The 16265-nt window shown below is 67.1% G+C and carries 17 protein-coding genes; 10 read left to right on the top strand and 7 right to left on the bottom strand.

The genetic code is table 11. The features are described 5' to 3' along the window. The first annotated feature begins 208 nt into the window (after nucleotides 1-208). The 3 genes from RQP53_RS15860 (at nucleotide 209) to RQP53_RS15850 (ending at nucleotide 4709) form a co-directional block, all read left to right on the top strand. The gene (locus RQP53_RS15860; protein ID WP_315651625.1) at nucleotides 209-2989 is read left to right on the top strand and encodes a TonB-dependent receptor domain-containing protein; all 2781 of its coding nucleotides are present in this window, start codon (nucleotides 209-211) and stop codon (nucleotides 2987-2989) included. A gap of 96 nt (nucleotides 2990-3085) precedes the next feature. Continuing rightward, entirely contained in the window at nucleotides 3086-3280 is a 195-nt protein-coding gene (locus RQP53_RS15855; RefSeq protein WP_315651623.1) for a heavy-metal-associated domain-containing protein, read from the top strand. Between the two features lie 94 nt (nucleotides 3281-3374). After that, nucleotides 3375-4709 carry an HD-GYP domain-containing protein gene (locus tag RQP53_RS15850; protein ID WP_315651621.1) on the top strand — a complete coding sequence of 445 codons (1335 nt, stop codon included), beginning with the start codon at nucleotides 3375-3377 and terminating at the stop codon, nucleotides 4707-4709. A gap of 13 nt (nucleotides 4710-4722) precedes the next feature. On the opposite strand, the gene RQP53_RS15845 is transcribed toward RQP53_RS15850, so the two are convergent. From RQP53_RS15845 to RQP53_RS15835, 3 genes are all read right to left on the bottom strand, one after another. Beyond that, a complete protein-coding gene (locus RQP53_RS15845) occupies nucleotides 4723-6876 on the bottom strand; it encodes a xanthine dehydrogenase family protein molybdopterin-binding subunit (protein ID WP_315651619.1) in 2154 nt (717 codons plus the stop codon). 2 nt (nucleotides 6877-6878) lie between these two features. Continuing rightward, nucleotides 6879-7343 carry a (2Fe-2S)-binding protein gene (locus tag RQP53_RS15840; protein WP_315651617.1) on the bottom strand — a complete coding sequence of 155 codons (465 nt, stop codon included), beginning with the start codon at nucleotides 7341-7343 and terminating at the stop codon, nucleotides 6879-6881. 106 nt (nucleotides 7344-7449) lie between these two features. After that, nucleotides 7450-7995, bottom strand: coding sequence for a nuclear transport factor 2 family protein (locus RQP53_RS15835; protein WP_315651615.1), 546 nt, complete (start codon nucleotides 7993-7995; stop codon nucleotides 7450-7452). Between the two features lie 178 nt (nucleotides 7996-8173). Here RQP53_RS15835 and RQP53_RS15830 point away from each other — a divergent pair, with 178 nt between their 5' ends. Beyond that, nucleotides 8174-9340: a sensor histidine kinase gene (locus RQP53_RS15830; RefSeq protein WP_315651613.1), complete on the top strand. Its 1167-nt coding sequence runs from the start codon at nucleotides 8174-8176 to the stop codon at nucleotides 9338-9340. Beyond that, on the top strand, nucleotides 9312-10106 hold the full coding sequence (locus RQP53_RS15825) for a LytR/AlgR family response regulator transcription factor (protein ID WP_315651612.1): 795 nt from the start codon (nucleotides 9312-9314) through the stop codon (nucleotides 10104-10106). Before RQP53_RS15830 ends, RQP53_RS15825 begins: the two co-directional genes overlap by 29 nt. Here the strand turns inward: RQP53_RS15825 and RQP53_RS15820 are convergent. Genes RQP53_RS15820 through RQP53_RS15810 form a run of 3 tightly spaced genes read right to left on the bottom strand, consistent with a single transcriptional unit; the run spans nucleotide 10058 to nucleotide 11544 of the window. Further along, nucleotides 10058-10462 (bottom strand): hypothetical protein, encoded by a 405-nt coding sequence (locus RQP53_RS15820; protein WP_315651610.1) that lies wholly within the window; start codon nucleotides 10460-10462, stop codon nucleotides 10058-10060. The genes RQP53_RS15825 and RQP53_RS15820 overlap by 49 nt on opposite strands. Before the next feature lie 49 nt (nucleotides 10463-10511). Further along, complete coding sequence (locus RQP53_RS15815) at nucleotides 10512-10958, bottom strand: c-type cytochrome (RefSeq protein WP_315651608.1); 447 nt, start codon at nucleotides 10956-10958, stop codon at nucleotides 10512-10514. A gap of 1 nt (nucleotide 10959) precedes the next feature. Further along, nucleotides 10960-11544 carry a ferritin-like domain-containing protein gene (locus tag RQP53_RS15810; RefSeq protein ID WP_315651606.1) on the bottom strand — a complete coding sequence of 195 codons (585 nt, stop codon included), beginning with the start codon at nucleotides 11542-11544 and terminating at the stop codon, nucleotides 10960-10962. Nucleotides 11545-11773: 229 nt separating this feature from the next. On the opposite strand from RQP53_RS15810, the gene RQP53_RS15805 reads away from it, so the two are divergent. Beyond that, the gene (locus tag RQP53_RS15805) at nucleotides 11774-12688 is read left to right on the top strand and encodes a DUF3034 family protein (RefSeq protein WP_315651605.1); all 915 of its coding nucleotides are present in this window, start codon (nucleotides 11774-11776) and stop codon (nucleotides 12686-12688) included. 34 nt (nucleotides 12689-12722) lie between these two features. Further along, a complete protein-coding gene (locus RQP53_RS15800; protein WP_315651603.1) occupies nucleotides 12723-13169 on the top strand; it encodes a group I truncated hemoglobin in 447 nt (148 codons plus the stop codon). A gap of 55 nt (nucleotides 13170-13224) precedes the next feature. On the opposite strand, the gene RQP53_RS15795 is transcribed toward RQP53_RS15800, so the two are convergent. Further along, the gene (locus RQP53_RS15795; protein WP_315651601.1) at nucleotides 13225-13758 is read right to left on the bottom strand and encodes an SRPBCC family protein; all 534 of its coding nucleotides are present in this window, start codon (nucleotides 13756-13758) and stop codon (nucleotides 13225-13227) included. A gap of 172 nt (nucleotides 13759-13930) precedes the next feature. Here RQP53_RS15795 and RQP53_RS15790 point away from each other — a divergent pair, with 172 nt between their 5' ends. The 3 genes from RQP53_RS15790 to RQP53_RS15780 all read left to right on the top strand — a co-directional run bounded on the left by RQP53_RS15790 (nucleotide 13931) and on the right by RQP53_RS15780 (nucleotide 16252). Then, complete coding sequence (locus RQP53_RS15790) at nucleotides 13931-14698, top strand: sigma-70 family RNA polymerase sigma factor (RefSeq protein ID WP_315651599.1); 768 nt, start codon at nucleotides 13931-13933, stop codon at nucleotides 14696-14698. 316 nt (nucleotides 14699-15014) lie between these two features. Then, nucleotides 15015-15860: a cupin domain-containing protein gene (locus RQP53_RS15785; RefSeq protein WP_315651597.1), complete on the top strand. Its 846-nt coding sequence runs from the start codon at nucleotides 15015-15017 to the stop codon at nucleotides 15858-15860. Nucleotides 15861-15943: 83 nt separating this feature from the next. Beyond that, on the top strand, nucleotides 15944-16252 hold the full coding sequence (locus RQP53_RS15780; protein WP_315651595.1) for a hypothetical protein: 309 nt from the start codon (nucleotides 15944-15946) through the stop codon (nucleotides 16250-16252). The last annotated feature ends 13 nt before the right edge of the window (nucleotides 16253-16265 follow it).

The following is a 16265-nucleotide window of genomic DNA, read 5'->3' as shown; positions in this document are numbered from 1 at the left end:
GCGACTCTCCGTGTAAGCCACCCGATGGCAACATCGCCCGCCGCGACGACGCGCGCGGTCGAAATGAAAAGCGGAAGCCCGTGGAGGGGCACTTACCGCCCAAACTGGAGGAGATATCTCAATGCAAATCAAGCAAGTTGATAGGCGGGTGGCCGCCTGCGCGCGACATCCGCGCAACGTAGTGGCTCAGGCCTGCTTACTGGCGTGCATGCTTGGCGTCACCGCATTCACTCACACCGCGCTGGCGCAAGATGCCGTGTTGCAGCGTGTGGAGGTTACCGGGTCGAACATCAAGCGCGTCGATGCGGAACCGGTGTCGCCGGTGCAGACCTTTCGTCGCGTCGACATTGACCGCACGGGTGTAAGCACGGTTCGCGAGCTGCTGGAGATTGTGTCTGGCACCGGCAGCGTGTTGAACGACCTCGGCGACGGCAACAGTTTTGCGCCTGGCGCTTCGGCGGCTGCGCTGCGAAATCTGGGCAAGCAGAGCACGTTGGTGCTGCTGAACTCGCGCCGCGTTGCGCCCTTCCCACTTGCGGACTACAGCGAAGTCTTCACGAATATCGATGCGCTGCCGCTGGATGCGGTGGAGCGGGTCGAGATACTCAAGAACGGTGGTTCGGCCATCTATGGCTCGGACGCTGTGGCCGGCGTGATCAACGTCATCACCAAGGCCGACTATCAGGGGCTGACTCTTAAAGCCTCGCATGGGGCTTCGCTGTACAAGGGCAAGTTCGGCGACAGCAGTGCAAGCATCACGGCTGGCTATGGCGATCTGACGGCCGACAAGTTCAATGTGCTGGCCAATGTCGAACTCTACAAACGCGACCGGGTGATGTGGGCTGAGGTCATTGGGCGCAGCAATCCCGACTATGCAGCCAATTCCAACCTATTCGACGGGCTGTCAATCTACTCGTTTCCGGGCAATGTGAACGGTAAGGCGCTGCCCGGCTGTACCCGTGTTGTCGGCGGGCTGTGCCGTTTCTACAAGGCCGACTACGTCAGCGCCCAGCCCAATAGCGAGCGCAGCAATCTACTGCTATCGGCACATTTCCGTCCCAGCAGTGGTATCACGGCGTTTACCGAGTTGACGTACTCGCACATCAAGACCGAGTACCCGGTCTATCCCAAGGTCTATGGGCCCGGGCAGAACCCGGTGCAGTGGGCCGAAGCACAGACCGGCAAGCAACGTGCGTTCTACTACCGCGGTCTGCCTGCGCATCATCCACTGAATCCGAGTGACGAGGAGTCGGATCTCGCCTACCGATTCATGGATCAGACCGTGCCAGACAGCACCACGACCGACCAGTATCGTGTGCTGGCCGGAATGCAAGGCAGCTTCCACGGTTGGGACTGGGAAGCCGCAATCGGCCAGGTGGGCGCCAAGACCAACAGCATCGGGCGCAATGCTTTCAGCGACTCCGGCTTCAAGGCCGTGATCGGCGACTACAACGCTGACACGCTGGCGGCTGATTTCTTCAACAAGCCCAATGGCTACAAGATCGGCCAGATCAACAGCGCCGAGGTCCTGAACCAGCTATTCCCCGAGCAGGGCACTCGGGGACATAGCGCGCAGACCTTCTTTGATGCCAAGGTCAGCGGTGAGTTGATGCAACTGCCCGCTGGGCCGCTCAGCATGGCGGCCGGCCTTGATCTGCGCCGCGAGTCGATGCGCATGACGCCGTCCAATAATCTGCTGGCCGGCGACATCGTTGGCTACGGCATCTCGACGGCCGACGCGAGCCGCACCTTCGGTGCCGTTTTCAGCGAGTTGGACGTGCCCATCATCAAGGGCCTGGAAGCACAACTGGCAGCGCGGGTCGACAAGTTCCCGGGCTTTGGCGCGCATGTCTCGCCGAAGGTCGCGCTGCGCTTTCAGCCTGATAAGCGGTGGGTCTTGCGCGGCACTTACGAGCGTGGCTTCCGCGCCCCCAATATCACCGAAGCCGCGCCGTCGTTGAAGACCGCTTTTGACCCGGTGAACGACCCCAAGCGCTGCGATGCAGCGACAGCCTTGTCCCATGACCTCGCCGACCAAGCCAAGGCCCTGGAGCTCAGCGATCCAGCGACGGCAGCGATGCTCTCGGCACGTTCGCTTGAGGTGACCTCGGGCGCCTGCGGTTTTGGTGTGCCCCTGGCGACAAAGAACAATGCGAACCTGAAGCCGGAGACCTCGCGTGCCTTCAGCTTCGGTTTGGTCTTTGAGCCAATGCCCGGCGCCTCCGCGTCGCTGGACTACTGGAGCATTCGCCGGGTCGACGAGATTGGCCTGGTGCCCAGCCAGGAGACCCTGTACGCCGAGGATCGCCAGCCTCCGGGTACGGTGAAGCGTGACAGCCTGGCCAACGACCACACCTTCACGGCTGCAGAGCGTGCCAAGTACGGCGTGACGGTGGGGCAACTGATTGGCATCAACAATGCCTTTGTGAACCTGGGCAAGACCAAGGTGTCGGGCATCGACTTCGGCGTCAAGGGCAAGACCGCAACCCCTTGGGGCAAGCTGGCGCTTGAAGTCGATGGAACATATGCCATCGACTATCACAGTTGGAACATTTCGGACGGACGCTGGGGCGACAACCTGATCGGTCGCTACGACTATTCGCGCTGGGTCATCACCAGTGGCGCCTATCTGGAGAGCGGCAGTTTTTCGCACAGCCTGCGCAACACCTGGCGCAGTGGCCGCGCGCTGCAGCAGGATTACACCGACAGTGACTGGACCCTGGCCTCGTGCACAGACCCCGATGGCAAGGGGCTGCCGGCCGACAAGTGCCGCCTGGCTGGCTACAGCCGCTGGGACTACACGCTGGCCTACAGCGGCGTGAAAAACCTTCGCCTGTTCGGGACGATCCGCAATCTGTTTGCACACAGGCCGCCGCTCGACCTGCGCGGCGCGGGCGCGCCCAACACGGTCACGCCGCCGATGGACCCGGGCGCGGAAGATGTGAAGGGCCGCTCCTACCGCATCGGGCTGGAGTATCGTTTCTTCTGAAGCGGCAGCCTGTGAGCGGTGTAAAAGGCTGGGCTCACCCGGCCTTTTCTTTCTGTGCGTGTCTTGGTCTAGAGTTCTGTCAGCGAAGGAGTTCCAATGCCAACCTTTTCCCTACCCGATATGAGCTGCGGCCACTGTGTCGCCACCATCACCAAGACGCTGCAAGCGCTGGACGCCCAGGCCCAATTGCAATTCGATCGTGAGGCGCGGACGCTGGCCGTGGAGAGCGCGCTCAGCCGCGAGCAGCTGGCCGCGGCGCTGAGCGAAGCGGGCTACCCGCCGGCTGATTGAGGGCGGGCATTGCGGTCTTTTTGCCACGTTGAAGGCGCGGGCGTCGCGCCACAATGGCAGTCAAACAAAAGGCCGTCAGAGCAGCCAGAGCCATATGCCAGCAGACAGGGTGGAAGCCAGCGATAGCAACGAGGTCAATCCGCATTACCTCGATCATGTCGTGCACACCGCCGATGTGCACACGGTGGCGGTCACTCAGGACATCGTCAGCCAGGCAGGCGTCAAGCTGCTGGCCAAGGGCGCTCGGGTGGATGCCAGCATGCGGGAGCGGCTGCTGCAGCACAAGCTGATGCGGCCACTGGAGGAATGCCTGGAGGTCGTCGGTGCCGTCAACGAGGCACAGATCCAGGCCGAGGCCAAGGCCCTGCTGGACCAGCACCCGATGCTGCAGGCCGTGTTTGGCGCGGTCAACCAGCCCGATATGGTGCTGGGCAAGCTGGGCCTGAGCGCCGAGGTGCTGTCCATGCTCTCGGTCTTCGCCCAGCACCGGCCGCAGCGTCTCTCGCATGCCTGCGGTGTGGCGCTGCTGGCCAAGGGCCTGGCGCGGCGGCTGTTCGTCGGCGATATGGAGTTGCACAAGCTGCTGACCCGTGCCGGCCTCTTGCACGACATCGGCGAGCTCTATCTGGACCCGCAGCTGTGGCAGCGCGATCGCCTGCTCGGGCCCGACGAATGGCGCCATGTCATCACCCATCCGGTGGTCGGCCACAAGGTGCTGAGCCAGATGCCTGGTGCCGGCCAGGTGGTGGCCGATGCGGTGCTCTGCCACCACGAGCGGCTCGATGGCTTCGGCTATCCGCGGGGTTTGCGCGGCGAGCGCTGCCAGCTGCAAGGACAGGTGCTGGCGGCGGCCGAGTGGCTGATGGGCGTGCTGGAAGCAGGCACCTCGGTGGCCATGCATGCGCGCATTGCCGCCAAGCTGGTCGAGGGGGAGTTCGCGCCCGAGCTGTCGCGCCTGCTTGGCGAGGCGGTGCGCGGGCTGATGAAGGGCGAGATCGATTTGCAGGGCGCGGCGCGCAGCAGCCGGGTGGCCGAGGTCTACCGTGCCATGCAGATGGTGAAGGCGCGCTATGGCGATATCGAGGGCCTGGTCGGCGAGGGCAGCGCGGAGCTACGCGCGCTGCTGCGCCCCTGCGCCCAGCGCCTGACGCGACTGCAGCTGGCCTTCTCCAGCGCCGGCCTCGATGCCCAGCAACCCGACACCATGATGGCCTTGCTGGGCCCCGAGGACGAAGGCTTGCGCCAGGAACTTGAGGCGATGGCGCACGAATTCGAGTGGCGCCTGCGTGAGCTGGAGCGCGCGGTGCTGATGCGCGCCCATGCGCTGGCGCCCGAAGACCAGGCCTTGGTGCAGGGCCTGGTGGCGAGCTTCAGGTCGGCCGAGCAAGACCTGACCCCGGCGCCGCCGGCCGTGGCCGACGACGCCTGAAGCGCTCAGCGGCTCAGGCCTTGGCAGCCAGGGCGGCCGTGGCGATGGGCAGCTTGCGCACTCGCACGCCGGTGGCGGCGAAGATGGCATTGCACAGCGCTGGCGCGATCGGCGGTGTGCCGGGTTCGCCGATGCCGCCGGGCGGCTCGCTGCTGGGCTGGATATGCACCTCGACCTTGGGCATGTCGCTCAGACGCAGCACCGGGTAGTCGTGGAAATTGCCCTGCACCGGGCGGCCCTCCTTGAAGTCGATCTGGCCGTACAGCGCCGCTGACAGGCCGTAGACGATGGCGCCCTCGATCTGGCGTTCAATCGTCTGCGGGTTGACCGTCATGCCGCAGTCCACCGCGGCGACGACGCGGTGCAGCTTCGGCGTGCCGTCCTTGGCCACGGAGATCTCGGCCACCTCGGCCACATAGCTGCCAAAGCTCTCCGCCGCGGCGATGCCCAGGAAGCGGCCCTTGGGCAGCGGCTTGCCCCAGCCGGCTTTTGCCGCGGCCAGTGCCAGCACGGCGCGCAGCCGCGGCTGCTCGTCCAGCATGGCGAGGCGGAATTTCAGCGGATCGGCCTTGGCGGCGTGGGCCATCTCGTCGATGAAGCTCTCGATGAAGAAGGCGTTCTGCGAATGCCCGACCGAGCGCCAGAACCAGACCTGCGGCCCCGGCTCGGCGCGGCCATAGGCGATGCGCCGGTTCGGGATGGCATAGGGCTGATCGGCCAAGCCCTCGACGGCCATCTGATCGACGCCGTTGTCGGGGATCTTCATGAAGCCCGACGCCGCCATGATGGACGGGCTGCCGACATCGGCGCGCAGCATGCTGGCGCGGCCCTGCTCATCGATGGCGCCTTCAAACTTCACCAGCGAGGCCGGCCGGTAGAAGCCGGCGGCCATATCGTCCTCGCGGCTGTAGATCAGCTTGACCGGGCGGTTGCTGAACTTGGACAGCAGCGTGGCGTCGATGCAGAAGTCCGGCGCGAAACGGCGGCCAAAGCCGCCGCCCAGCAGCAGGGTGTTGATCTTGACCTTGGCCGGCGTGACCTGAGCGATCTGGCCCAGGATGCCCTGGGCCGGGCCCTGGCTCTGCGTGCCGGCCCAGATCGTGACTTCGTCGCCACGCACCCAGGCCAGGCAGTTCAGCGGTTCCATGCAGGCATGGGCCAGGTAGGGCACTTCGTACTGGGCCGACAGTGTTGTCGCCGAGTTCGCCGCCGCGTCCTTCAGATTGCCGACATCGACGGCCACCGCGCTGGCATTGGCCGCCGCCTCGGCCAGCATCTCGCTGACGCGCGCCGTGTCCAGCCGGGCGTGCTCGCCCAACTCCCATTGCGCTTTCAAGGCATCGCGGCCCTGCTTGGCGGCCCAATAGCCGCTGGCCAGCACGGCCACGCCGCTGGGCAGCGGGATGACGCTGTGCACACCCTTGATGGCGCGGGCCGCAGCCTCGTCATAGCCCTTGATCTTGGCGCCGGGCAGCGGCGCGCGGGCCATCACTGCAACCAGCATGCCCTCGACATGCGCATCGATGCCGAACTGCGCCGTGCCCTGGATCTTGGCCGCGCTGTCCAGGCGCCGCTGCGGCTTGCCGAGCAGCTTGAAGTCCTTGGGCGACTTCAGCGTCGGCTTGGTCGGCACCGGCTGCTGGCTGGCCGCTTCGACCAGCGCGCCATAGCCGAGCGTCTTGCCGCCGGGGCCGATGACACGGCCGCGTTCGGTGCGCAGCGTGGCGGCATCGACGCCCCATTGCTTGGCCGCCGCAGCCACCAGCATCGCGCGTGCCGCCGCCCCGGCTTCGCGCAGCGGCGTCCAATGGGCCCGCACCGTGGTGCTGCCGCCGGTGCCCTGCATGCCGAACATCGGGTTGTTGTAGGCCGCGTCGGCCGGCGCCTGTTCGACGCTGACCCGCGTCCAGTCGGCATCCAGCTCCTCGGCGAGCAGCATCGGAATCGCCGTCAGCACGCCCTGGCCCATCTCGGCCGAGCCGCAGACGACGGTGACGCGATCATCCGGCGTGATGCGCAGCCAGGCATTCGGTGCAAAGGTGTTGCTCAGCGCCGCCTGGGCGCGCCGCGGCAGGGCCAGTGGCAGCGCAAAAGACAGCGTCAGCGCGCCAGCGCCGCCCTTGAGGAAGCCGCGGCGGGAGGTGTTCAGATCGTCCAGCGTGTCCATGCTCAAGCTCCCTTCACCAAGGTGGCCGAGGCGTCCTTGATGGCCGCGCGGATCTGGTTGTAGGTGCCGCAGCGGCAGAGATTGCCGCTCATCGCGTTGTCGATGTCGGCGTCGCTGGGCGCCTTCTTCTGTGCCAGCAGCGCGCAGGCGCTCATGATCTGGCCGGGCTGGCAGTAGCCGCATTGCGGCACATCAATCTTGACCCAGGCGGCCTGCACGGCCTTGCCGGTCTTGCTGGCGCCAACGCCTTCGATGGTGGTGATCTTCTTGCCGGCGGCTGCCGACAGCGGCGTTGAGCAGGAGCGCACCGCCTGGCCATCCAGATGCACGGTGCAGGCGCCGCACAGCGCCATGCCGCAACCGAATTTGGTGCCGGTCAGCTGCAGTTCTTCACGCAGCGCCCAGAGCAGGGGGCTGTCCGCAGCGGCGTCGACGGCGACGTCCTTGCCATTGACATTGAGCTTCATCGGGGTGTCCTTTACGGCTGGGTATGCCGCCGTGAGAGCGGCAGGGGCAGTGCTGGACTGTAGCGAGTTTGGCGACTTCTCGCAGGGGGGCGGATGGACTCGCAGCTCAGCGCGGCTGGGCGGCCAGCGCGTCGCGGTAGGCGGCAAGGTAGGGGTGGTAGTCGGTCAGGTCGACATGCTCGAGGACCTGGCCGTTCTGCACCCGCAAGGTGATGACGATGGGGGTTTTGCTGCGCACCGCCGGCTGGCCACTGGGCGCAAAACTCCAGTCGGCGACGGCACTGAACACCGCGTAGTCGCCGCTGAAGAAGGCGCGTTCCAGCTTGAACTCGTGCGTGGTCAGCACGCTGTAGACCTGGCGGAAGTAGTCCAGCACCGCCTTGCGGCCGCGCGGATGCAGCTCGCCAAACACCAGCCGGGCGGCGGCATCATGAAAGCTGCCTTGCTCGGCGAGTTCGGCGCCGAGCGCGTCCCAGTCCTTGGCGACATAGGCGCGCAGATAGCGTTCGGCCACTGCCTGCGTGGCTGCGGACTGCGCTTCGAAGCTGGGCGGCTTCGCGCTGCCGGACTCGGCGGCTTGGCAGGGCGACGCGGCGAGCAGGGCCACGAGGGCGGAGGCCGAGAGGGCAAACAGGGGCGTGCGCAGATTCATGGTGGCGTGGCAAGTGAAGGCGGCGCGAGTTTTAGCGGGCCGCCCATGGCCGCCAAGCGACTTGGGATCAATGTCCGGCTTGCTGGGTTGAACCGAGTCGCAGGAGGCGCTCACGCCGGGCTCGCCTCGCTTACATTGGCAGCTGCCCGCCGCACTGCCCCTTCTTGAATCTGTCCCCGTGAACCCGCCCGCCCCGATCTTGCCGACCGAAGCCGCTGCGCCGAGCATGTCTGCCCTGGCCAGGCAGCCGCGAGCCCTCAAGGCGCTCGGCCTGATCGGCCTGTTGTGGCTGCTGTTCTGCCTGCTGATCGTGTTGGCCGGTTTTGCCGATGTTGCCCGCATGGGCCGGCGCGAGGCGATGGCCGGGGCCATTGTTGACGGGCTCGTCGGCTTCCCGCCGCTGACGCTCTACCACTGGTGGCTGTGGCTGCATGCCGAGACGCATCCACAAGGCTGGAGTCAGCCCGGCCCGCTGCTCAAGACCTTTGCCGTCAGCATGGCCGTCTACCTGATCTGTTGGGTGCCCTATACCCATCTGGTGATGCTCCTGCAGCAGGGGCAGCCGCTGTCGCAGCTCTGGAGCGCGATCCAGAAGCAGCGCAGCGTCTACCTGATCTACGACGCCATGCTGGCCTGCTGCGCCTTCCTGGTCCAGTTCGGTTACACGGCGCTGCGCCTGGCGCAACGCCGTGAGCAGGCCTGGCGACAGGAACAGACGGCCAATCTGCAGCTGCGTCTGACGCTGCTGCAAGGCCAGCTGGAGCCGCACTTTCTGTTCAATGCGCTGAACGGCATCTCGGCCCTGGTGCGTGGCGGCGACCGCAGCCAGGCACTGAGCGCGCTGAGCCGGGTCAGTGAATTGCTTCGTTATGCGCTGCGCGCGAGCCGGCACGAATGGCTGAGCCTGGCCGATGAGCTGCAGTTCATCCGCGACTATGTCGAGCTGCAGACGCTGCGCTTTGGCGCCGGGCTGAGTCTGCGCTGGCGCATTGACGAAACCATCGACTGGCAGGACATCGCCTGCCCGCCGCTGCTGCTGCAGCCGCTGGTCGAGAACGCGATACGCCATGGGCTGGAGGCCGGCGATGGCGTCGGCGATATCGATCTGCAGCTGCGCCTGGAGCAGGGCATGGTGCGGCTGCGCCTGGACAACCGCCTGCCCACCGAGCCCGGCCTCGGCATCAAGGGCCATGGCCTCGGTGTGCCCAGCACGCGGGAGCGGCTGACGATGCTGTTTGGCGAGCAGGCCAGCCTGCAGACCCAGATCGAGCAGGGCCGCTTCATCGTCAGCCTGAGTTTTCCCGCGAGAGGATTGGATGAAACCCTGGACCGCGCTGATCGTTGACGACGAGGCGCTGGCGCGCAGCAATCTGCAGCTGGCCATGGCCGAGCATGCCGGCTGGGCCTGTGCGGCGGTGTGCGCCAGCGCGGCCGAGGCCCGCGTGGTGCTGGCCCAGCGGCCGGTGGATCTGGTGCTGCTGGACATCCAGATGCCGCGGCAGAACGGCCTGAGCTTTGCCAGCGAGCTGTGCCGCATGCCGCAGCCGCCGCTGATCGTCTTTGTGACCGCGCATGACGAACATGCGCTGGCCGCCTTCGATGTCTTTGCGCTGGACTATCTGCTCAAGCCCTTTGACGACCAGCGCTTCGCCCAGACCTTGCAGCGCGCCGAGCAGCTGCTGACGCTGAAGCAGCGCGACAACTACGCCGCCGCGGTCGATGGATTCCTGCACGAGCAGCACAGCCTGCAGGCCGGCCAGGCCCTGCCCATGCTGCCCAGCCTGACGGTGCGCTCGGTGGGCCTGGTCGAGCGCATCGCGCTGGCCGATATCGACTGGGTGCTGGCCGCCGGCAACTATGTGGAGCTGCACATCGGCAGCCGCACGGTGCTGCACCGCTCAACGCTGGCCGCGCTGGAGGCACGGCTGCCGCCAACGCAATTCATGCGCGTGCATCGCACCGCGATGGTCCGCCGCGATCAGGCCGCCGCGCTGGCCGTCACCGGCGACAGCAGCTACCAGCTCAGCCTGCGCAGCGGCGCCCAGGTGCCGGTCAGCGAGCGCTATGTGCGCTCGGTGCGTGCGCTGTTCGACGAACCCAGCCGCCAGTAGGCCAGCGCGAACAGCGCTGCCATCAACAGATCCACCGCGCCGCCCAGCGCCACCAGCGCGGGGGCGCGCTGCAGCGCGAACAGCGTCAGCGCGGCCAGGCCGAAGCCCAGCTTTTCAAGCACCGCGGGCAGGATCAGGGGCCGGTAGCGCAGCGGCTCGCGGGCCATGATCAGAAAGGCGATCTGCCAGGCCAGCGCCACCCCCAGAAAGCCATAGAAATGCTCGGGGTGGGTGATGGCCGGCGGAAAGTCCTGGCCCAGCCGCTGTTCCATGAAGTACTGCGGCAGCAGGGCGATCAGGCCGTAGATGCCGCAGACGGTGAAGAGGCGGCGGGCAAAGCGCTCGGAACTGCTCATGATGAAGGGCATTGCGGAAGCGGGTGTTGGCGCATTCTGCCTGCGCCCATCAATGCGACACAGCTTTCAGCGTGGACAGATAGGCGATCACATCGGCACGGGGCTGCACATCGGCCAGCCGGTAGCCCATGCGCTGGCCAGGCACCAGCGCCTCGGGATTGCCGAGCCAGGCCTCCAGCGTGGCGCGGTCCCAGCGGATGCCGCTGCCGGCCAGCGCCGGCGAGTAGGCAAAACCTGGCACCGATCCGGCCAGCCGCCCCAGCACACCGGCGTGGCGGGGGCCGACCCGGTCGGCGTCGACCGCATGGCAGCCTCCGCAGCGCTGCTCATAGACGCGCTGGCCGCGCGCCGCGTCGCCCACAGGCTGCGCCGACGCGAGGTCGTGGCACAGCAGCGCGCCGACCAGCAGGTAGAGGCCGGCGAGCAGGCTGTCCGCAGTGATCTGTGTGACGCGCCTCTTAAGTGCTAGGCGTTGCGTGCGCAGCTGGCCCGGCATCTCAGCCGCCAAAGCTCAGGGCTCCGCTCGGCAGCGCCTGGCCCAGTGCCTGCGTCAGCACCGTCCAGTGCAGCGTCTCGTCGGCGGCCAGCCGGGCGGCCACCTGGGCCAGGGCGTGGTCCTTGAAGGCAGGAATCACGCCGAGATAGGCATTGATGGCGCCCAGCTCCAGCCGTGCGGCCAGGCCCAGCACATCGGCCTGGTTCTTCAGGCTGTTGGCACTCAGCGCGCGGGCATAGTCGTCCAGCGAGCGCTCGCCGATGGGCTTGGCGCCCAGCTTGTTCAGCGTGGCGATCAGCGCATCGCGGTGGGCCTTGTGATGGGCCTGGAACTGCAGCGCCACGGCCAGCACCGGTTTTTGCAGCAGCCCGCTGCCGGCCCCCAGCTGGTAGGCATTGATGGCCTCGTGCTCGAGGCTCAGCGCGGTGTTGAGGATCTGGGCGTCGGCCTCGCTGGCGGCCGAGGATTGCGCGCGGGCCAGGCCGCTCTGGCCGGCCAAGAGGCCGATGGCGGCGGCAGACAGGCCGGTCTGGGCGCTGCGGGCGAGAAAGCCGCGGCGGGCGGCGGTGCTGATCAGTGCTGACATGGAGACTCCCGTGGGTGGATGATGGTGAAGGCGGGTTTCGCAACAAGGGTGGTGCTGGGCGCCAGGCCGTCCTTGCTGGCTTCTGGCTTGCTCAACCCAGGGCCTTACGCCCGGCGCAGCGGGCCGGATGCATTGCAGGCCGCGATTCCGAGTTTTTGCGCGGGTCATGCATCCAAGGGCTGGCGGCCCACGTAAGCCCAGCACCTGTTCTTCATTCGAGGAGTTACTGATGAGTGTTTTCTCTCCATCCTTGGCACGCTGCCTGGCGCTGGCCATGGTCTCGTTGCTGGCCACGAGCGCTGCCCAGGCCCAGTCCGGCAAGCTGCTGCTGACCGGCGGTGTCAGCTCGATCGATGGCGCGGCCGGCGGTGGGCTGACGCCCTGGGCCGTTACCGGCAGCTATGCCGCCGCAGGCGAGATCGGCGGCACCGCCTTCGTGACCGGCGCACGCACGCAGGACTATGGTTTGTCCACCTACGGCGCGGCGCTGAGCATTTACGACCGCGTCGAAGTCTCGATCGCCAAGCAGGATTTCGACACCCGCAACAACCTCGCGCCGCTGGGCCTGCCCGGTGTGCATCTGAAGCAGGACATCTTCGGCCTGAAGTGGCGCGTGGCCGGTGATGCGGTGCTGGACAGCGACACGCTGATGCCACAGATCGCCATCGGCCTGCAGCACAAAAAGACCGATGCGGGCGCGCTCGGCCCGACGCTGTTCGGCCCCTTGGGTGCCAAGGATTCGGGCACCGATTTCTACATCAGCGCGACCAAGCTCTTCCTGGCCCAGGGCGTGCTCGTCAACGGCACGCTGCGGGCGACCAAGGCCAATCAGAACGGCCTGCTCGGCTTCGGCGGCGCGCAAGCCTCCAGCTACAAGCTGATGCCCGAGTTCTCGGTGGCCAAGCTGCTGAGCAAGCAGCTGGCCATCGGTGCCGAATTCCGCGCCAAGCCCGACAACCTGAACCACTCGGTGCTGGGCGACGGCGCGCTGAAGGAAGACCACTGGTTCGACCTCTTCGTCGCCTGGGCGCCGAGCAAGCGCTTCTCGCTGACCGCCGCCTATGTCGATCTCGGCAAGATCGCGCCCGCCGTGCAGCCGCGTCGCCAGACCGGTAGCTACCTCTCCGCCCAGTTGGCCTTCTAAGCCCAATGCCCCCGTTCAAGATCAAGGAAGCACCATGGATCGCATGATCAAGACCGCCGCCGCTTTTTGTATGGCCCTGTCCCTCAGCGGCATCGCCTCTGCGCAAACCGCTGCAGCGGTAGACGACAGCATCTACCAGGCCTGGGGCGGCAAGCCCGGCATCCAGGCCGTGATGGAAGACTTTGTGCCGCGCCTGCAGGCCGACGCCCACATCGGTGCCTTCTTCAAATCGGCGGACCGTGAGCACCTGATCGGCCAGCTGACCGAGCAGCTGTGCCAGGAATCCGGCGGCCCCTGCCAGTACCGCGGCGCCCGCATGGGCCCGGTGCATGCCCCGCTGAACATCAGCCTGAGCGACTTCAATGCGCTGGTCGAGGTGCTGCAGCAAAGCATGGACGCCAAGGGCATTCCCTTCGCTGCACAGAACGCGATGCTGGCCCGGCTGGCGCCTATGCACCGCGATATCGTGACGCAGCGCTGATCACCGTTCGGTGATGCAAGGAGCGGCCCCAGCGGCCGCTTTTTTTTAATGAGTTTCAGCGCAGCGAGTGAGGCGCCAGCCAGCGCTGCAGGCCGGCCTCGCCGGCGCGCATCACGCTCTCGTGGTTCCAGCGGAACAGTGGTGCTAGCAGCGGTGCCAGCCAACGCATCCAGGCGGTGTTCAGGCGAACGCGCCACAGATAGGTCAGGTGGGTGCTGTCGCCATCGGCGCTGAGCAGCCAGATGCCTTCGCCCTGCAATTGCCCGCGCGAGCGGCCGCGTATGCGTTGCAGGCGTAGCACCTCGACCAGCTCGATCTCGACGCTGATCTGATGCGGCAGCCGCGTGGCCCAGCGGATGCGGCGCACGCTGCCCAGCCCCAGGAGCCCGCCAGCGCGCAAGGTGCGAACCTCGCGCACCTGCGGCCACCAGTGTGGCCAGCCCTCGGTATCGGTCAGCGTGGCCCAGACCTGTTCCAGTGGCGCCTGGATGTGCCAGTGGCTGAGCAGATCGAAATGATCGGCCGATTGCAGTGCCGGCGCCTGGGGCAGCGGGGCGGGAGAAGGAGGCTGGGGAGGGCGAGGGCGCATGGTGCAGGGGTCCTGTTCGTCCATACGGCTCGGCGACGCCGGCGGATGCGCAGCAAGGCCAAGGCCCTTCGGGCAAAGGCCCTATATTTCATGGGGCCATGCATCCGGGCGAACAACTGGCGCGTAGAACCCGAAGCTCAGAGCCCGAAGCGATATCCCAAGCCCCTTCTCGATGAAGCCCGATTCCAGCGATCACCAACAAGCCCTGACGGCCGATGTGCCGGGCGAGGCGCTGGGTCGCTGGCAGGATGAAGGAGAGCCCGAGCAGCCTGGCTGGCCTGCCGGGCTGGACGAAGCCGAGGCCGCAGCGCTTGAACTGGATCCGGCCGAGACGCTGCCGGTGCCCAACGAGCCCGACGCTCTGCCCGTGGCAGCCAGCGAGTCACAGCTGGCGGCCTGGATTGAAGCCTTGGTCGATCAGGACGAGCGTGCCATGGCGGCGCTTTACGACGCCACCTTCAGCCGCCTGTTCGGCATGGTGCGCCGCATTGTGCGCAAGGTCGAGCTCGCCGAAGAGGTCTGCGAGGATGCCTATTTCCAGGCCTGGCGGCAGGCGCCGCGATTCGACCCGGCGCGGGGCAGTGCGCTGGCCTGGCTGCTGGCCATTGCCCGTTCGCGTGCCATCGACGCGCTGCGCCGCGAGGCCCGCTTCGTCCATGAGGAGCTGAACGATGAACTGTCGGCCGAGCGGCAGGACGAGGCGGCCGGCAGCGACGATTTGCTCGACGCCGCCCGCCATCACGCCGCCTTGCACCGCGCGCTGCTGCAGCTCGGCGCGCAGCCGCGCCAGCTGGTCTCGCTGGCCTTCTTCCGCGGCCTCAGCCACGAGGAGATTGCCCTGCAGACCTGTCTGCCGCTGGGCACGGTGAAGTCTCAAATCCGCCGCGCCCTGATCACGCTGAAGCAGGTGCTGGGGGGCTCGCCCGGCCTGGCGTTCTAGGGCCTGTTAACACTACGTCTGCCTGATGCGTTGCCACACAAATCGCCGTGAACTAGGCGCAAAACGAAGCTGGGGCGGTTCCCCCGGCGAGGCTTTGCAACGACGTGCACGGCGATTTGTGTGGCAACCCTTCGGGAGAGGGGCTCCAAGGGCCCCACTCGGTGTTGAACTCCTTGCCCAGGCGGCTAGCCTGGGCCGCGTCGTCCGCCTGGATTGGGGTCCTTGGAGTCCCGCTCGCACAGGCAGACGTAGTGTTAACAGGCCCTAGCGCCTCCCCGCCACCGCCCCGCCGCTTGCTCTTACGGATACTCCCATCATGACCGCCCCGAATTCACCGCTGCCGATTGCCGATGCTCCCGAGCCGCTGGAGCCTGCGCTGGAACCGCTGCTGGACGCCAGCTTCGACTACAGCGCCGCGGCCGATGGCCTGGCCACCGCTGCACCGCTGCGTGCGCGGCTGCTGCAGCGCCTGCAAGCCTCCAAGGCGGCCAGCGCCGGCATGGTCACGGCCCGGGCGGCGCGGCTGCCGCGGCAGGCCCTGGCGCCGGGCGTGCAGCGGCGTGAGCTCTACCGCATGCCCGCGGGCCGGCCCGCGCGTCCGGGCGAGCCGCGGCGTGCCGGCCTGATTTCGCTGGATGCCGGTGCCGTGTTGCCGTCGTATGGCGACAGCGCGCTGCAGCGCGAATGGCTGGTGCTGCAGGGCGAGGTGCTGATCGATGGCATCGCGCTGGCGGCGCGCGACTATCACGTCTGCCTGCCGAGACAGGCCTCGGGCGGCATCAGCAGCGCTGCGGGTGCGCTGCTCTTTGTCCGCGAATCGCTGCAACCCGCGGCGGCAAGCGATCAAGCCCTGACCGTGTACGACGCCGAAGCGGGCTGGGCCGATTTCGCGCCCGGCATCCAGCGCCGCGTGCTGTGGCAGCAGGACGGCCAGGCCGCCTTGCTCTACTACGCCCAGCCCGGCGCCCAGGTGCCGCAGCACCGCCATGGCCATGACGAGGAGTGCCTGATGGTGCAGGGCGAGTTGTTCCTTGACGATGTGCTCTTGCAGGCCGGCGACTACCAACTCGCCCCGGCCGGCACCGGCCATCAGATCACCGCCACCGATACCGGGGTGGTGATCTATGCTCACGGTGACCTGGAGCTGCAGTTCACGGGCTGAGCCTTGATGAGGCCGCCGCCTGCGCCAGGGCCGTCTGCGGCGGCGGGCCTGGGAGCTTGCCGCCCCTGCGCAAGGAGCCGCCCATGCCAACGCCAAACAGCCCCAGCCCCCTTTACCGCTGGCTGGGTGCCCATCCTCTGGCCTGCTTTGTACTGACGACGCTGAGCTTTGTGCTCTTCGGCGGCCTGTCGCTCGACCTGGCCCGGTTGGTCACCGCCAATAGCAGCCTGCTGCTGGCGCATGGCTGGCAGGCCATGATCGATGGCGGACTGCAGCAGCTGCTGGAGTTGTGGGGCAAGGCCTTTGTGGCCATCGCCGCCTATCTCGTGTTCAAGCTCGGCGAGCAGCGCCTCGTGCAGCGTATGAGCCGGCGCGGGGCGATTGGCGACTGACGTCGGCAGGCCT

Source organism: Roseateles aquae (assembly GCF_032337115.1).
In the GTDB taxonomy this organism is placed as follows: Bacteria; Pseudomonadota; Gammaproteobacteria; order Burkholderiales; family Burkholderiaceae_C; genus Roseateles_C; species Roseateles_C aquae.
This window is presented reverse-complemented; position numbering and strand designations above follow the sequence as displayed.

What these genes read in the sequence shown, in the direction of transcription:
- RQP53_RS15835 (WP_315651615.1), bottom strand. Translation starts at nt 7,995, where the DNA reads ATGAATCTGCGCACGCCCCTGTTTGCCCTCTCGGCCTCCGCCCTCGTG.
- RQP53_RS15810 (WP_315651606.1), bottom strand. Translation starts at nt 11,544, where the DNA reads ATGTCAGCACTGATCAGCACCGCCGCCCGCCGCGGCTTTCTCGCCCGC.
- RQP53_RS15785 (WP_315651597.1), top strand. Translation starts at nt 15,015, where the DNA reads ATGACCGCCCCGAATTCACCGCTGCCGATTGCCGATGCTCCCGAGCCG.
- RQP53_RS15825 (WP_315651612.1), top strand. Translation starts at nt 9,312, where the DNA reads ATGAAACCCTGGACCGCGCTGATCGTTGACGACGAGGCGCTGGCGCGC.
- RQP53_RS15815 (WP_315651608.1), bottom strand. Translation starts at nt 10,958, where the DNA reads ATGCCGGGCCAGCTGCGCACGCAACGCCTAGCACTTAAGAGGCGCGTC.
- RQP53_RS15780 (WP_315651595.1), top strand. Translation starts at nt 15,944, where the DNA reads ATGCCAACGCCAAACAGCCCCAGCCCCCTTTACCGCTGGCTGGGTGCC.
- RQP53_RS15795 (WP_315651601.1), bottom strand. Translation starts at nt 13,758, where the DNA reads ATGCGCCCTCGCCCTCCCCAGCCTCCTTCTCCCGCCCCGCTGCCCCAG.
- RQP53_RS15855 (WP_315651623.1), top strand. Translation starts at nt 3,086, where the DNA reads ATGCCAACCTTTTCCCTACCCGATATGAGCTGCGGCCACTGTGTCGCC.
- RQP53_RS15800 (WP_315651603.1), top strand. Translation starts at nt 12,723, where the DNA reads ATGGATCGCATGATCAAGACCGCCGCCGCTTTTTGTATGGCCCTGTCC.
- RQP53_RS15840 (WP_315651617.1), bottom strand. Translation starts at nt 7,343, where the DNA reads ATGAAGCTCAATGTCAATGGCAAGGACGTCGCCGTCGACGCCGCTGCG.
- RQP53_RS15850 (WP_315651621.1), top strand. Translation starts at nt 3,375, where the DNA reads ATGCCAGCAGACAGGGTGGAAGCCAGCGATAGCAACGAGGTCAATCCG.
- RQP53_RS15805 (WP_315651605.1), top strand. Translation starts at nt 11,774, where the DNA reads ATGAGTGTTTTCTCTCCATCCTTGGCACGCTGCCTGGCGCTGGCCATG.
- RQP53_RS15845 (WP_315651619.1), bottom strand. Translation starts at nt 6,876, where the DNA reads ATGGACACGCTGGACGATCTGAACACCTCCCGCCGCGGCTTCCTCAAG.
- RQP53_RS15860 (WP_315651625.1), top strand. Translation starts at nt 209, where the DNA reads ATGCTTGGCGTCACCGCATTCACTCACACCGCGCTGGCGCAAGATGCC.
- RQP53_RS15790 (WP_315651599.1), top strand. Translation starts at nt 13,931, where the DNA reads ATGAAGCCCGATTCCAGCGATCACCAACAAGCCCTGACGGCCGATGTG.
- RQP53_RS15820 (WP_315651610.1), bottom strand. Translation starts at nt 10,462, where the DNA reads ATGAGCAGTTCCGAGCGCTTTGCCCGCCGCCTCTTCACCGTCTGCGGC.